The following is a 15,101-nucleotide window of genomic DNA, read 5'->3' on the forward strand; positions in this document are numbered from 1 at the left end:
GTGCCCTGGTCGAGAGGGACGGACTCTGACCAGGGCGAAGGTCGAGGCCGTGAGCGCCCTGCGCGAAGAGGGGTACGGGCTGGGGTGCCTGCTGGAGTGCGCCGGCCTGGCGAGGTCGAGCTACTACTACGCGCTGTCGCACCCGAAGGCTCCCACCAGGCCCGAGCTCTGGGAGGCCGCCGCCGAGATATTCTCGCGCACGGCCAACGGGTGCGGCCACAGGCAGATCGCCATGTGCCTGCGCGCCGAGCAGGGCGTGCGCATAGCCTACAAGACCGTGCTGAAGATGATGCGCGAGATGGGCATCAGCTGCGGGATCCGCCGCGAGACCGACTACCACAGGTACAACTCGTACAGGGGCAAGGTCGGAAAGACCTTCGAGAACGTCATCGGGCGCGACTTCGCCGCCGACGGGCCGTGGGAAAAGATGGGCACCGACGTCACCGAGTTCAAACAGCCCTGGGGCAAGGCCTACTTCGCGCCGGTCTACGACTTCGGCAGCAAGGAGATCGTCGCCTGGTCCACGTCGCTGCACCCCAACATGGCTCAGCAGTACGAGCTGCTCGACCAGCTCGTGTCCAAGAAGCCCAAGGGCTCCAGGCCGATCCTGCACTCGGACATGGGCTGGCAGTACCAGCAGGCCGGTTGGTGCAGACGGTTGGAGGAGGCCGGCGTGGTGCAGAGCATGTCCCGGAAGGGCAACTGCATCGACAACGGCGCGACGGAGCAGGTGTTCGGCCACATCAAGGACGAGTTCTTCCGCGGAAGGACGTGGCCGGACTTCGAGTCCTTCAAGGCGGACCTCGACGACTTCGTGGTCCATTGGAACACGAGGAGGCGCCAGGTTAAACTGAAGGGACTGACCCCGGAGGAGTTCCGGAGACAGTCCCTTGCGGCGTAGTTCTTATTTAAGCCGTCCAGGTTTTGGGGTGCAGTTCAAATTAGCTACCCCGTACTACCCTGACAATCTAAAGTAGCTAAAAAAGCCCCGTCCCAAATTGACTACTTAGTGGGAGGAGAAGCGTGATTGGCGGCCGAAGGATAGGGCGGTGTCGCCGAACTTGTCTCGGACTGCGTCGATGGCGACGGAGAGGTCACGGCGGTCGCTGGATTGGGCTCCGCGGTCGTCGACTTCGCAAAACAGGTCGGTCTGTATGCCGCCTTGATGATTGAAGTCACTCATGCCTATGCCGGCAAGGCGTACATGCATTCCTTCCTGCCAGATGTTGTCGAGCAACTCGATCGCTACCGCCACAAAGATGTTCTCGTCGTCGGTGGGATGGGGGAGTCGTCGCTGTGCCGAGCGACCGCTGCCGTACGAGTATTTAAGTTTGAGCGTCACCGTGGTGCCGGTAAGCCCCTGGCGGCGCAGGCGACGTCCGACGGATTCGCCCAATAGTGCAATCGCCGCTTCGATGTCCCCGCGCTCAGTCAAATCTTTCGCAAAGGTGCGCTCATTGCTTACCGACTTGACCTCACGCTCTTCATCGAGGCTCGTGACTTCGGAAACCTCGAGCCCCAACGCACGCTGGCGCATGCGCTCGCCGTTAACGCCAAAAATCGCAGACAGTGTGGATTCCGGTGCGCGCGACAGCTCGCCCAGCGTGTAAATCCGCATGCGGCGCAGCCGCTCCTCGGCCGAGCGCCCGATACCGCTCATGGCAGAAACAGGTAACGGTGCCAGAAAACGCTGCTCAGTTCCCGGGCGTACGACCGTAAGCCCAAACGGCTTGTCTCGCTCGCTTGCAATCTTGGCTACCGTTTTGTTGCAACCGACGCCGATGGAGCAGGTCACCCCCAGTGCCGCCACGCGATCGCTGATGCGTCGTACGACGAGCAGTGGGTCCTCGGGCGCAAAGCGGCCCGGCGTGATGTCGATAAAGGCCTCGTCGATGGACACGCGCTCAACGCGTGGTGTCTCGTCGGCAAGAATATTCATGACCTGTGCGCTGACCTCGTGGTAGCGATCGAAATGCCCGTGTGTCCAAATGGCCTGCGGACATAGGCGGCGCGCCTCGGCCGAGGGCATGGCGGAGTGCACGCCAAAGCGGCGTGCCTCGTATGAGCAGGTGGAGACGACGCCGCGCGATTCGGCGTCTCCGCCCACGATAAGCGGCTTGCCGCGCCACTCGGGATGATCGAGCATCTCCACACTCGCAAAAAACGCATCGAGATCCATCAGACCCACCGCCGGACCCGTCCAGGGCGGCGGCGTGACGCCCGCAGTATCCTCATAACCGTATGTATGTTCGCATCTTTTCATGGCATGAGTATACCGCGCAGCTCATGTGGGGTGCGTGGATGTGCTTGCAAATCGCGAATTCTTGTCTAAGATATGGATTTGCCTTCGACTACACCGAAGAAGTTGGTCTCACGGACTTCACCTGCCCGCGTCGATGGCGTATTATGTTCAACTGTTTGTTTGTAGTTGCAGCCTAAAGCTGCTTGGTTGGAGGAGTTTCCTTTGGCAGTCAAGATTCGCCTTGCTCGTCACGGCGCTAAGAAGCGTCCGTACTACCGTGTCGTCGTCGCCGATTCCCGCGCCCCGCGTGACGGTCGTATCATCGAGGAGGTTGGCCGCTACAATCCGATGACCGCCCCCAAGACCATCAACCTCGATCTCGAGAAGATCGCTGACTGGCAGTCCAAGGGCGCTCAGCTCACCGACGCTGTCGCCGCCCTGGTCAAGGCCGCCAACGAGGGCGAGAAGACCGAGACCGTCGTCAAGAAGTCCAAGAAGCAGCTCGCCAAAGAGGCCGAGGCCGCTAAGGCTGCCGCTGAGGCCGCTGAGGCCGCTGAGGGCGCCGAGGAGTAAATCGTGCCTGAGGTTGACGCTGCACAGCTCGAGGGTGAGGCAATGCTCTCAGATCGCATCGCCGATCTCGTCGAATATCTCGTTGTTCAGATCGTCGACGACCCGGATTCCGTGAGCCTGGAAGTTATCGATGGCGACGATGCCTCAACTATTGAGGTTTCGGTCGCCGAGGATGACGTAGCTAAGGTCATTGGCCGTCGCGGCCGTACCATCAAGGCCATTCGCACGCTCGCCCGTGCACTGGCCGCTCGCCTCGACACTTCCGTCGAGGTAGAGGTTCTGGGCTAGGACCTTGAGGTCCCAGTACAAAAACATCGCCCGTGTGGTTAAGCCGCATGGAAGGAAGGGGGAGGTCCTCGCGCAGCCGCTGCGGGGGCTTCCTTCTGTATTGGAGCCGGGTATGCGTGTCGCCCTGACGCCACCGGCGCTCAAGCGTGACCGCTTTTGCACGGTTACATCCGTTACCGATACGGGCGATGGCGATCTGGTTTCGTTTGAGGGCATTGACGACTTGACGGCCGCCGAGGGCATCACGGGTTGTTTCGTTCTGGCGAACCGTGATGACTTTGAGCTCGATTCGCTTGACGCTGCCTATACCGACCTTATGGGTCGCGAGGTGGTTGACGAGCGCTTTGGGTCGCTCGGAACGATCGTTGAGATTATGTCGACGCCTGCTAACGACGTTTGGGTTGTCGAGGGTGATCGGTACAGCGAGGTGCTGATTCCCGTGATCGAGCAAGTTGTGCTCGATCTTCCCGATCGGGGAGCAATATCCGTCCACGTTATGGACGGCTTGATCGATATGGACAAGTAGGGAGGACAACATGCTGATCGAGACCCTTTCGGTCTTTCCCGAGATGTTTGAACCCGTCATGTCCACATCGATTTTGGGCCGTGCCCGCAAGGCCGGCCTTTTTGATTTTAAGGCGTATAACCTGCGCGACTGGACGCACGACCGCCACCGTACCGTCGATGACGAGCCGTACGGCGGCGGGCAGGGCATGCTCATGAAGGTCGAGCCCATCGCTGAGGCCATCGAGGCCATCAGCTCTGAGGGTCCCAAGCCCACCGTGGTGTTCTTTACGCCCTGCGGTGAGCCTTTTACGCAGCATGTAGCCGAGCGCCTGCTCCAAAGCGAGCGCCTGCTGTTTGTGTGCAGCCGTTACGAGGGTGTCGATGAGCGCGCGTATGCCTATGCCGACGAGCGTCTGTCGATCGGCGACTATGTGCTCACGGGCGGCGAGCTGCCTGCTATGGTCGTTGCTGACGCCGTCGTGCGTCTGATCCCCGGTGCTCTGGGAGATGAGATGAGCAACGTTGACGAATCATTCTCGACCGCCGAGGACGGAGGCCTGCTCGAGTACGCGCAGTACACCCGTCCTGCCGAGTTTAACGGCGAGGGCGTGCCTCCCGTGCTTGTAAGTGGTGACCACGCCAAGGTTGACGCTTGGCGCCGCAAGAACGCCATCGAGCGCACCTGTCGCTGGCGTCCCGACTTAATTGAGACGGCGCGGCTTACGCCTAAGGAACGCGCGTATGCGCAAGAGATTTTGGACGCTTCGTATTCGCAGAGCGAGGAGTGAGAATGGTTCCGTCGCAGCATTCCATGCTAAAGGGTGCGTTTGAGTGGGTCGTGATCGTCGCGATCGCACTCGTGGCCACCTTCTTGATTCGCACCTTTGTGGTCGAGCCCTTTGTGGTGCCCACCGGTTCCATGGAGTCCACGATTGAGATTGGCGACCAGATCCTGGCGCAAAAGGTGACGCTTGAGCTCGGCCAGCCTGTCAAACAGGGCGATATTGTGGTGTTCCACAACCCCGATGGCACCTCTGAGCACGATGTGCTCGTTAAGCGCGTTATCGCCACGGCCGGCCAGACGGTCGACCTGCAGGACGGCAAGGTGATCGTTGACGGCCAAGCGCTCGATGAGGACTATACGACGGGCATGAGCTGGCCACTGTCGGTCCAGGCGCCTGGTGCTCAGGTGAGCTATCCCTACACCGTCCCAGACGACTGCGTGTGGGTGATGGGCGACAACCGCGAGAACTCAGCCGACTCACGCTACTTTGGCCCGGTCGACCGTTCGGACCTGATCGCCGTGGCGCTCGTGCGTTACTGGCCGCTCAACCGTCTGGGCGCTATCGACTAAAAACCGCTATAGTACAGTACCTAACCGTGTAATCGTTTCGACGAGGGGATATTAGAGGCATGAACGCTTCATCGCTTTCCTTCCAAGACATCATCCTGCGCCTCCAGCAGTACTGGGGCGAGCAGGGCTGCGTCATTATGCAGCCCTATGACTCCGAGGTCGGTGCCGGTACCTTCCATACCGCGACCACGCTGCGCTCGCTCGGCCCCGCCGAGTGGCGCACCTGCTATGCGCAGCCCTGCCGCCGTCCCGCCGACGGCCGCTACGGCGAGAACCCCAACCGCATGCAGCACTACTATCAGTTCCAGGTGCTCATCAAGCCCTCGCCGGTCAACGCCCAGGAGCTTTACCTAGGGTCTCTTGCCGCTATTGGCCTGGACCCCAACGACCATGACGTCCGCTTTGTCGAGGACGACTGGGAGAGCCCGACGCTCGGCGCCTGGGGCCTTGGCTGGGAGGTCTGGCTCAATGGCATGGAGGTCACGCAGTTTACGTACTTCCAGCAGGTGGGCGGCATCGAGGTCGACCCCGTGCCCGTCGAGATCACCTACGGCCTGGAGCGCATCGCAATGTACGCCCAGGGTGTCAACTCCGTCTATGACCTGGTGTGGAGCTATTTGCCCGACGGCACGCCCATGACCTACGGTGACGTGTTCCTGGAGAACGAGCGCGAGTTTAGCGCCTACAATTTTGAGGTCGCTAACGTCGAGATGATGCGTCAGAAGTTTGACGACTACGAGGCCGAGTGCCACTCCTGTCTGGAGCGCAAGCTGCCGCTGCCCGCATACGACTGCGTCATGAAGTGCAGCCATGCCTTCAACCTGCTCGATGCCCGCGGCGCCCTGTCCGCAGTCGAGCGTGCCAACTACATCCTGCGCGTCCGCGCCGTCGCCAAGGCGTGCTGCGAGGCCTATATGGCCGAGGTCGCCGGAGTTAACGAGAATGCCGACCAGGAAGGCGAGGTGGCGTAAGCCATGGCAGACGCTAAGGATTTCCTGTTTGAGATCGGTACGGAGGAAATGCCCTCCGCACCGCTGAACAATGCCGTCAAGCAGCTTGGCGATATGATCGCCAAGGGCCTCGACGAGGCCGGCCTGGCCCATGGCGAGGTCCGCGTGATCTCGAGCCCGCGTCGTCTGGCTGCGCTCGTGACCAACGTCGCCACCGCGACCGATGAGGTCCACGAGGTCAAGCGCGGCCCTGCGGCAAACATTGCCTTCGATGCCGACGGCAACGCCACCAAGGCCGCTCAGGGCTTCGCCCGCAAGTGCGGTGTGGCTGCCGAGGACCTGATCCGTCGTGAGGACACCGACGGCCGCGAGTACGTGTTCGCCGAGAAGAACATTCCCTCCGTGCCGGCTACCCCTATTCTGACGGCCCTGTGCGAGAAGACGATCGCAGGCCTGCAGTGGCCCAACTACCGCAGCCAGCGCTGGGGCCACGAGCACGCTACGTTTGTGCGTCCGGTCCGTTGGATCTGCTGCCTTCTGGGCGAGGACGTTGTGCCCGTGACGTTTGCCGATGTGACGAGCGGCAATACCACGCGCGGACATCGCGTGCTGGGCGCCGGTGACCATGTTGTCGCCAGCCCCGCCGTCTACGAGCAGGTGCTCGAGGACGCCGGCGTGCTCTCTGCCGAGCGTCGTCGTGAGGCCATCCTTGCCGGTATTGCCGAGGTCGAGGCCGCTCGCCCTGGCTGCCATGTCGATACGCCCAAGAAGGTCTTCGAGGAGGTCATTAACCTCTGCGAGTGGCCGACGGTGCTCGTCGGTACCTTCGATGAGGAGTTCCTCAAGGTCCCGCACGAGATCATCTGCGAGTCCATGCTCACCAACCAGCGCTACTTCCCGATCTATGACGGCGAGGGCAAGCTCACGCGTGAGTTCGTGGTCGTCTCCAACAGCAAGCCCGAGAATGCCGATCGTGTGATCGACGGCAACGAGCGCGTCGTGCGCGCCCGTCTGGACGATGCCAAGTTCTTCTACGAGGAGGACCTGAAGATCTCCCTCGACGAGTTCCGTGAGCGTCTGGCCAAGGTTGCCTTCCAGGAGAAGCTCGGCAGCGTGCTCGCCAAGTCCGAGCGCATTGAGCAGCTCGCGCTCGCTATTGCCCGCGAGGCCCATCTGGGCGCCCACCTCGCTGCCGATGCCGCTCGCGCCGCGCACCTGTGCAAGGCCGACCTGGTTTCCAACGCCGTCGTCGAGTTTACGAGCCAGCAGGGCGTGATGGGTGGCTATTACGCAACTGCGATGGGGGAGAACGACGAGGTCGCCCACGCCATTCGCGATCACTATCGTCCCCGCTTTGCCGGCGATGAGCTGCCCGAGGGCACCGCCGGCTGCATCGTGGCCTGTGCCGACAAGCTCGATACCATTGCCGGTATCTTTGCCATCGGTGAGCCCCCGACCGGCTCTTCCGACCCGTACGCGCTGCGTCGCGCCGCTATCGGCATTATCAACATCCTGCGCGATCGTCTGCCGATCGACCCCACGACGCTCATCGACTTTGCCCTTGAGCTCTATAGCGACCAGGGCATCGAGTTCGACGCCGCCGAGGTCGCCCAGCAGGTCCGTGACTTCTTCCACGGCCGTCTGGTGAGCATGGCCCGCGACGAGAAGATTCCGGCGGATACCGTCGCCGCCGTCTCCGCGGTGCACATCATCGCTCCGTCCGTCTTCTTCGCCCGCTGCGCCGCGCTCGACGAGGCTCGTAAGAACGATGCCGAGACCTTCGACAACCTGGCTACTGCCTATGCCCGCGCCGCGCACATCTCCAAGCCCGAGCTGGGTATGGAGTACGATCGCAGCCTGATGGGTGAGGCCGAGCTCGCGCTTGCCGATGCCTCCGAGGCTGCTCAGACCGCTGTCGATGGCGCCCTTGCTGCCGAGGATTACCCGGCCGCATTTGCCGCCCTTGCCGCCCTGCGTGCCCCCATCGACCGCTTCTTCGACGAGGTTATGGTCATGGACAAGGACGAGCAGCTCCGCGATAATCGCCTTAAGCTGCTCAACCGCTTCGAGGCCGTTTTCTCTGGCATCGCCAACATCGGTGAGCTTGCCCGCAAAAAGTAAACTAGCCTGCGCATAAGCGCAAAAGGAGCCCCGCATGGATTGCCCGGTCACCGCTCGTCCCACCGTTATCGTTATCTCCGACTCGCTCGGTGATACTGCTTGTGAGGTGGTGCTTGCGGCGTCCGGGCAATTTGATGAAGGGGCTTTTCGTCTCTTGCGCTTGCCCAAAGTGAACTCGGTGGAGCAGGTCAAGTCGTTTGTGGGCCCGCGCGTCGATGCGGACCATCGTGATATCGCCGTGTTCCACACTATCGTCGATCCGGCGCTTCGCGCCCGCGTGCTCGATTACCTGGGTATGCTGCATATTCGCTCTGTCGACCTGATCGGTCCGACCCTTGCCGTGCTGTCGTCGCTCATCGGTGTTCCGCCCAAGGGCGTTGCGGGCGTTATTCACAAAACGGATGACCGCTATTTCCACCGCATCGAGGCTATGGAGTATTTCGTTGAGCACGATGACGGGCGCGGTTGCGACGACCTTTCGGGGGCCGATATCGTGTTGCTGGGCGTGTCGCGTACGTCCAAAACGCCGCTGTCGATGTATTTGGCCTATCAGGGTTACAAGGTCGCAAACGTTCCGCTGGCGCACGGCATGGAGCCGCCGAAGTCGATTTACGAGGTCGACCCGATGCGCCTGTTCGGCCTGATTTCGACCGTTGACGTAATTTCTGAGATTCGCGACAGCCGCTTGGGCGATGACTACGCCCGCGCCGTCGCCGGCTCCTATGCCGAGCCCGAGAGTGTGCGCAGCGAGCTTGAGGAAGCCCGTGCCCTCATGAAGCGCCTAGGCTGCTTTGTGGTGCGTACCGACGGTAAGGCGATTGAGGAGAGTGCATCAGAGATCATCGGTCATTTGGAGGAAATCCAAGAAGCTCGAGCCCGTCGTGCCGCTCGCCGCGCTCAACAAAAGTAGCTAATTTGGGACGGGGCTTTTTTAGCTACCCCGGCTGAGGCCGCGAGCTTTTTGGCCGATTGCCGACGGGGTAGCTAAAAAAGCCCCGTCCCAAATTAGCTACTTATGGTAAAGCGATTTAGCAAAGTTCTTTCAGTTAACCTGCAAGTCTCGTACACTGGTATCTTCATAAGGTAACCACCTTTATCTACCGTTTACCGTCAGTTTTACCACGTTTACCAAACCTCGCACCCTCTACGCAAGCACTTCCAATACCCGCCGTATAGTACCCTCACGGCTCGCATCCGGCGGGTCGATTCGTTACCACGGTCGTGCGCGACAGCGCATGGAAGGGGAGTATCGTGAGCGATTGCAAGAGGGTTTACCGTTTTGGAACCGACGCCCAGGGCACCTGTGTCACTGAGGGCAACAAGTCCATGAACTTCGTGCTTGGCGGCAAGGGTGCAAATCTTGCCGAGATGAGCCGCATCGGCCTGCCGGTTCCCGGTGGCTTTACCATTACCTGCCAAACCTGTGTCGAGTACTCCGGTGCCGGCAACGTGTGGCCCGAAGGCGCACTCGATGAGATCGTTGCCGCCGAGGCCGATCTCGAGGCCCGCTGCGGCAAGAAGCTTGGTGACGCATCCGACCCGCTGCTCGTGTCGGTTCGCTCGGGTGCTCCGTTCTCCATGCCCGGCATGATGGACACGGTCCTCAACTTGGGCCTTAACGACGACTCCGTTCTGGGCCTCATTACCCAGACGCAAAACCCGCGTTTTGCCTGGGATAGCTACCGCCGCTTTATCCAGATGTTCTCCAACGTCGTTATGGGTGTCGATGCCGACTTGTTTGAGAACGCCCTGACCCAGGCTCGCTTGGTCGCCGGCGTTCGCGTCGATTCCGAGCTTTCGGCCGAGGACCTGCAGGAGCTCGTCGAGACCTTCAAGGGCATCTTCTCCGAGAACGTCGAGGCTGCCCTGTATCCCGAGCTCGAGGTTGTCGACGGCAAGCCCGTCTTCCCGCACGATCCGGAGCTCCAGCTGCGCCTTGCCATCCAGGCCGTCTTTGGCAGCTGGATGAACGAGCGCGCCTGCATCTACCGCAAACAGCATGGCATTTCCGACGAGCTCGGTACCGCCGTCAACGTCCAGGCCATGGCTTTTGGCAACAAAGGCGAGACCTCTGCGACCGGCGTCGCCTTTACGCGCAATCCGGCCGATGGCACCAAGGAGTTCTACGGTGACTTTTTGGTTAACGCCCAGGGTGAGGACGTCGTCGCCGGCATCCGCAACACTGAGCCCATCGCCGACCTCAAGACCACCCCGGGTCTCGAGTCCGCTGGTGAGGAGCTCGAGCGCGTTTTCCTGACGCTCGAGGATCATTACCGCGATATGTGCGATATCGAATTCACCATCGAGCAGGGTAAGCTCTGGATGCTCCAGACCCGCGTGGGCAAGCGTACCGCAACCGCCGCGCTGCGCATCGCCATCGAGATGGTCGAGGAGGGCCTCATCACCCGCGAGGAGGCCGTGAGTCGCATCGATCCCGCGCAGCTCGACCAGCTTCTGCATCCGCAGTTCGACTCCTCCAAGAAGTACGAGGCCCTGGCCTGCGGCCTTAACGCCAGCCCCGGCGCCGCCGTAGGCGAGGTCGTGTTCTCGAGCGACGATGCCGTCGCGCGCGCCAACGAGGGCCATAAGGTCATTCTGGTCCGCTGGGAGACCAACCCCGACGACTTGAAGGGCATGGTCGCTGCCGAGGGCATCCTTACCAGCCACGGCGGCAAGACGAGCCACGCCGCCGTTATCGCCCGCGGTATGGGTACGCCCTGCGTCTGCGGCGTTGAGCGCTTCCATATTGACGCCGCCGAGAAGGTCGTGCGCATCGAGGGCAGCGACCGCGTGCTGCACGAGGGCGACATCATCTCCATCGACGGCACCCAGGGCATTGTCGTCGATGGCGCCGTCGATCTGGTCTCCGCCGAGCTCACCGGCGACCTGGACACCATTCTGTCCTGGGCAGACGAGATTCGCCTGGACGAGACCGACGGTCACGCCAACCACGTGCGCGTCAACGCCGACAACCCCGAGGATGCCGCGCTCGCACTCGAGTTTGGCGCCGAGGCCATCGGCCTGTGCCGCACCGAGCACATGTTCCTGGGCGACCGCAAGAACATTATCCAGAGCTTTATCCTGTCCGACGACGAGGCCGTGAAGCAGCAGGCCCTGGCCGACCTGCTCAAGGTTCAGACCGAGGACTTTCTGGCGATGTTTAAGACCATGTCCGGTCGCGATGTGGTCGTTCGCCTGCTCGATCCGCCGCTGCATGAGTTCCTGGATAATCCTCGCGAGCTCGAGGTCGCCATCACCAAGAAGGAAGCCGCCGGCGCCGGCGAGGAAGAGCTTGCCACCCTGCGTGCCCGCCTGCGTCGAATCGACGGCATGGTTGAGTCCAACCCGATGCTCGGCTTGCGCGGTGTGCGCCTGTCCGTTGTCTTTGGCGATCTGCCGCTCATGCAGGTTCGCGCCGTCGCCACGGCTGCTGCCCGCCTTATCAAGGAGGGCGTCGACCCGCGCCCCGAGATCATGGTCCCGCTCGTTTCCATCACAGCCGAGCATGTCCAGACCCGCGAGGTCATCGAGCGCGTGATCGCCGAGGTATCCGCCGAGGAGGGCGTCGAGCTCAATATTCCCGTGGGCACGATGCTCGAGCTGCCGCGCGCCTGCATGGTCGCCGACGAGATCGCCCACCATGCCGACTTCTTCTGCTTTGGCACCAACGACCTCACCCAGACAACCTTCGGCTTCTCGCGCGACGACGCCGAGGCCAAGTTCATCCCGCTGTACATGCACAAGAAGATCCTGAAGGATAATCCCTTCGAGACCATCGACGCGGCGGTGCTCGAGCTGGTGCGTATGGCCGTCGAGAAGGGTCGCGCCGCCAACCCCGATATGCACTTTGGCGTGTGCGGCGAGCACGGTGGCGACCCCAAGTCCATCAAGGGCCTGTTCAACGTGGCCGATGTGGACTACGTGTCCTGCTCGCCCTATCGCGTACCCCTCGCACGACTGGCTGCCGCTCAGGCCAAGCTCGAGGCCAAGCGTTCCGCTTAACTGAGTCGCGTTCCATTTGCGCCTCTTACGCCCCCCTTCGCGCCGCCGCGCCCCCTGTGGACGTGGCGGCGTTTTATATTGATTCTATTGGTTCAATACATTGGCAACTGACGGGAGGACTGCGATGAAAAACCTCACCAGGTATTTGCAACGAGCGCGTCGGGGAGCACAGATGACCCTGTGCTGGGTGGTCGTTGCGGTCACGGCGCTTTGCGGGATGCCGACGGCCGGTTTTGCCCTTCAGGATGAATCGCGCGACGAGCTTTATGGCGACGTGGTCAACCCGCTCACCATTACGGTCAATGATCGCGACTGCACGTTTGTAGATATCGATGACGGCAAGCTCGAGGGCCGTACCTCGATGTACGACAACGTCTCGTTCTACACGGCCGCCGTCAAAAAGGTGCTGCCCAACTGGGCATCGCTTGCCTATAACATCCTTGGCTATGGTGGAGGCGACGACTCCGGGGACTTTTTGTACTGGGACCACGCCGGCAAGGGCTTTGAGAAGGACTTCGGTAAGGGTCACTACATCTATCTGTATGATGCGCTTTCGGGCGGCAACGGTGAGCATTCCGACGGCGCCGACAAATCGAAACAGAGTGGTCTGACATCGGCAAAAAGCCTCAAAGCTGTCTACGATCGCTTGACCGACGATATCGCCGGCTGTATCGGTCACAAGCTGAAGGGCTCCGATTTCCGTGAAAACGTGCCGCTCGACGGACTGTCGAAAGACACGACTGAGCAGGACGTCATCTATGCCACCATTGCTTGTGTCGACAAGCTCGGCGGCACCTATCAGTATGATTTCAATGGCTTTGGCATCGCGTTCTATAACTTTAGAGTTCAGCAGCTCAACAGCATGAACAAGCTTAACTGCGCGCCCGAGGACGCGCCGGGCTATTCCTTTGTCGATTCTAAGACTGAGCAGGAGCTCGTTACCTCGGCACTTAACGTCGGCTATGAGGACGCCTCGCAGAGCATCACACTCGCCCGCGGTACCGAGGAGACGGTCGGCACGAGCACTTCTGAATCCGCATCGTATTCCAAAGGCGGCTCGTGGGGCGCATCGGTGAGCCTCAAGGAGTCGCTGGGCGTGCCCGGAACAGCGAGCGAGGAGATCGAGACCTCGTTTTCGGCCGAAGCCACGATGTCCCAGTTGTGGGAGGCGAGCAAGACCGAGGAACAGTCGATCACCACAACGGACAATCAGTCAGTCACCGTCGATATGACGATCCCTGCGCACACGCAGGTCAATAGCAAGCAGACGAGTTCTACCACGACGCTGTCCGAGGACTATGACCAGCCGGTGGGCGTGACGTTCGACGTGATTATCTTTAACATGAACGGCGAGTGCTACGACGACAACGCCGCCGTGCAGGAGTTCCATACCGCCGGTTATGACCAGCGCTCGTTCTACACCACCTTTGGCGATCAGTCGACCGACGCCGTGCAGAACCTGTTCCTGCGCTCAATCGCCCATCGTGGCGACGACGGCTACGATACCACCGCCGGAAACGTTACGAGCTGGTCGCATCGCACCAACAACCACATGGTGCGCGCCATCGATTGGAATTCTGTCCTGGCCGATCGCGAGGTGCCATCGCGCAACGGCGGCGCCCCGCGCACGTGCAATGTGCTCAACGACATGGCCGCCACCTACCCCATGTCCATTACGGGTTCCAATCTGTCGTTCGAGTCGGTGACGGTCGATACCCAGTTGGGCACGCCGCAGCCCATTAAGCCCATTTCCAAGATTCTCGTATCGCTGCAGACCGATAAGACCCGAAGGCTTACGGTGGGAGACGAAGACCCCATCTCTTCCTATCGCGTGCGTGCAAGGGACGAGGACGATGTTGACTATTACGGCTTTGTGAAGTCGTCGGGCGACTGGCGCGTGGTCGATAAAAACGGCAAGAAATGCAAGTCCGACGTCATCGAGATCCAGACCGACCCTGTCACCCACGAGCAAGTCGTGGTGGGTAAAAAGGCCGGCACCGCCTACGTAAAGTACTTTATCCCCGAGGACACCTATGTGGACGTGAACGGGCATGTTTCGACCAATGACGAGATCGACGCCGCCGCCTACAAATATAAGGTAAGCGACGTGGCGCCCGAGTCGTTTAACGGCAGCATCAAGCTCGAGGGCTCGGCACAGACCGTCGTCGGAGTCGAGGAGAATCTCAACGGCATCGACGGCCTAACGGCTACGGTCTATGACACGACGGGCAAGGAAGTCGATAGGGTCTGCAGCTGGGAGGCCCAGGAGCTCGAGAGCAAGGGCATTTCGGTCGCGACGGACGGCACGATGACCATCTCGCAACCGGGCACCTTCCATGTTCGCGCCTTTATTGACGGCGTGTATTCCGATTGGGCCGAGGTCATCGCCGCACCCGCACCGGTCGACCCGATGACGACCGTTGTCGAGACACCGGTGAGCGTTACGTCCGTTTCTTCGGGGGATTCTTCGGCAACGACGGATAGCGCGGCTCCTGCCCAGGGAGAGCAGGCGGCTTCCGATGCGAACGCGGCAGAGCCTGCTCCGGCGAGCGACGATGCCACTGCAGTGACTGACGACACCGCGCCCGCTGCCGCAAAAGATGCCTCGCCGATTCCTACGGGCCTCGTTACCGTTTTGACCGATATCTGCCGCTACGGTATCGATCACGGCCTCATCGGCACATCAAACAAGGAAGAGATGACCAAGCAGGACTTCGACATCTTAGGCATCCTGTACCTGATGGCGGACAGCCAGGACCTGGTGCCCCAAGACGCCGAGGATGCGATGAATGAATGGGCTCATGACAACTATAATGACGAAGAGCTTGCCACCTGGAAGCAGCATGCGCTTTCGGTGCTGCTCGAATACGGTTATATCGCGCCCGGAACGACCGTGACGACGCCGACGACTGATGCTGCGGACGGCGCATAAGTGCAGAAAGAGTGCGTGTTTTTGTCTTTTTGCGCACGGGCAAAATAGTTCTTGCAGCCAAGGTCGTGGCGTGTATACTCGAATACGTTTGTTCAACTACGTGCCGGCCAAGGTGGTACGGCACCTCTAGAA

12 protein-coding genes are annotated in these 15,101 nt (G+C 61.0%); 11 read left to right on the top strand and 1 reads right to left on the bottom strand.

The features are described from left to right. On the top strand, nucleotides 1-901 hold a 901-nt coding region (locus ACTNBY_RS06045; RefSeq protein ID WP_441063803.1), incomplete at its 5' end, for an IS3 family transposase. A 105-nt stretch (nucleotides 902-1,006) separates the two neighbouring features. Here the strand turns inward: ACTNBY_RS06045 and dinB are convergent. After that, nucleotides 1,007-2,263, bottom strand: coding sequence for a DNA polymerase IV (gene dinB / locus ACTNBY_RS06050; protein ID WP_427794791.1), 1,257 nt, complete (start codon nucleotides 2,261-2,263; stop codon nucleotides 1,007-1,009). Between the two features lie 201 nt (nucleotides 2,264-2,464). On the opposite strand from dinB, the gene rpsP reads away from it, so the two are divergent. From rpsP to ACTNBY_RS06100, 10 genes are all read left to right on the top strand, one after another. Then, nucleotides 2,465-2,815: a 30S ribosomal protein S16 gene (gene rpsP / locus ACTNBY_RS06055; protein WP_427717582.1), complete on the top strand. Its 351-nt coding sequence runs from the start codon at nucleotides 2,465-2,467 to the stop codon at nucleotides 2,813-2,815. 42 nt (nucleotides 2,816-2,857) lie between these two features. Further along, nucleotides 2,858-3,103, top strand: coding sequence for a KH domain-containing protein (locus ACTNBY_RS06060; RefSeq protein ID WP_154516529.1), 246 nt, complete (start codon nucleotides 2,858-2,860; stop codon nucleotides 3,101-3,103). Between the two features lie 34 nt (nucleotides 3,104-3,137). Further along, on the top strand, nucleotides 3,138-3,629 hold the full coding sequence (gene rimM, locus ACTNBY_RS06065; RefSeq protein ID WP_441063843.1) for a ribosome maturation factor RimM: 492 nt from the start codon (nucleotides 3,138-3,140) through the stop codon (nucleotides 3,627-3,629). Nucleotides 3,630-3,639: 10 nt separating this feature from the next. Next, nucleotides 3,640-4,398 (top strand): tRNA (guanosine(37)-N1)-methyltransferase TrmD, encoded by a 759-nt coding sequence (gene trmD, locus ACTNBY_RS06070; protein ID WP_427747915.1) that lies wholly within the window; start codon nucleotides 3,640-3,642, stop codon nucleotides 4,396-4,398. 2 nt (nucleotides 4,399-4,400) lie between these two features. Next, a complete protein-coding gene (gene lepB, locus ACTNBY_RS06075) occupies nucleotides 4,401-4,964 on the top strand; it encodes a signal peptidase I (protein ID WP_441063806.1) in 564 nt (187 codons plus the stop codon). Nucleotides 4,965-5,023: 59 nt separating this feature from the next. Beyond that, the gene (locus ACTNBY_RS06080) at nucleotides 5,024-5,935 is read left to right on the top strand and encodes a glycine--tRNA ligase subunit alpha (RefSeq protein ID WP_006236091.1); all 912 of its coding nucleotides are present in this window, start codon (nucleotides 5,024-5,026) and stop codon (nucleotides 5,933-5,935) included. Nucleotides 5,936-5,938: 3 nt separating this feature from the next. Beyond that, nucleotides 5,939-8,035 (top strand): glycine--tRNA ligase subunit beta, encoded by a 2,097-nt coding sequence (glyS, locus tag ACTNBY_RS06085; protein WP_441063808.1) that lies wholly within the window; start codon nucleotides 5,939-5,941, stop codon nucleotides 8,033-8,035. 34 nt (nucleotides 8,036-8,069) lie between these two features. Next, on the top strand, nucleotides 8,070-8,945 hold the full coding sequence (locus ACTNBY_RS06090; RefSeq protein ID WP_154516238.1) for a pyruvate, water dikinase regulatory protein: 876 nt from the start codon (nucleotides 8,070-8,072) through the stop codon (nucleotides 8,943-8,945). 341 nt (nucleotides 8,946-9,286) lie between these two features. Continuing rightward, nucleotides 9,287-12,037 carry a pyruvate, phosphate dikinase gene (gene ppdK / locus ACTNBY_RS06095; RefSeq protein ID WP_441063809.1) on the top strand — a complete coding sequence of 917 codons (2,751 nt, stop codon included), beginning with the start codon at nucleotides 9,287-9,289 and terminating at the stop codon, nucleotides 12,035-12,037. A 172-nt stretch (nucleotides 12,038-12,209) separates the two neighbouring features. Then, nucleotides 12,210-14,969 carry a hypothetical protein gene (locus ACTNBY_RS06100; RefSeq protein ID WP_441063810.1) on the top strand — a complete coding sequence of 920 codons (2,760 nt, stop codon included), beginning with the start codon at nucleotides 12,210-12,212 and terminating at the stop codon, nucleotides 14,967-14,969. Nucleotides 14,970-15,101: the final 132 nt, after the last annotated feature.

It is taken from the genome of Collinsella sp. HCP28S3_E12, assembly GCF_052065595.1.
Taxonomy (GTDB): domain Bacteria; phylum Actinomycetota; class Coriobacteriia; order Coriobacteriales; family Coriobacteriaceae; genus Collinsella.

Excerpts from the sequence above, each read along its gene's own strand:
- dinB (WP_427794791.1), bottom strand. The coding sequence starts at position 2,263 with ATGAAAAGATGCGAACATACATACGGTTATGAGGATACTGCGGGCGTC.
- ACTNBY_RS06060 (WP_154516529.1), top strand. The coding sequence starts at position 2,858 with ATGCTCTCAGATCGCATCGCCGATCTCGTCGAATATCTCGTTGTTCAG.
- trmD (WP_427747915.1), top strand. The coding sequence starts at position 3,640 with ATGCTGATCGAGACCCTTTCGGTCTTTCCCGAGATGTTTGAACCCGTC.
- lepB (WP_441063806.1), top strand. The coding sequence starts at position 4,401 with ATGGTTCCGTCGCAGCATTCCATGCTAAAGGGTGCGTTTGAGTGGGTC.
- ACTNBY_RS06080 (WP_006236091.1), top strand. The coding sequence starts at position 5,024 with ATGAACGCTTCATCGCTTTCCTTCCAAGACATCATCCTGCGCCTCCAG.
- glyS (WP_441063808.1), top strand. The coding sequence starts at position 5,939 with ATGGCAGACGCTAAGGATTTCCTGTTTGAGATCGGTACGGAGGAAATG.
- ACTNBY_RS06090 (WP_154516238.1), top strand. The coding sequence starts at position 8,070 with ATGGATTGCCCGGTCACCGCTCGTCCCACCGTTATCGTTATCTCCGAC.
- ACTNBY_RS06100 (WP_441063810.1), top strand. The coding sequence starts at position 12,210 with ATGACCCTGTGCTGGGTGGTCGTTGCGGTCACGGCGCTTTGCGGGATG.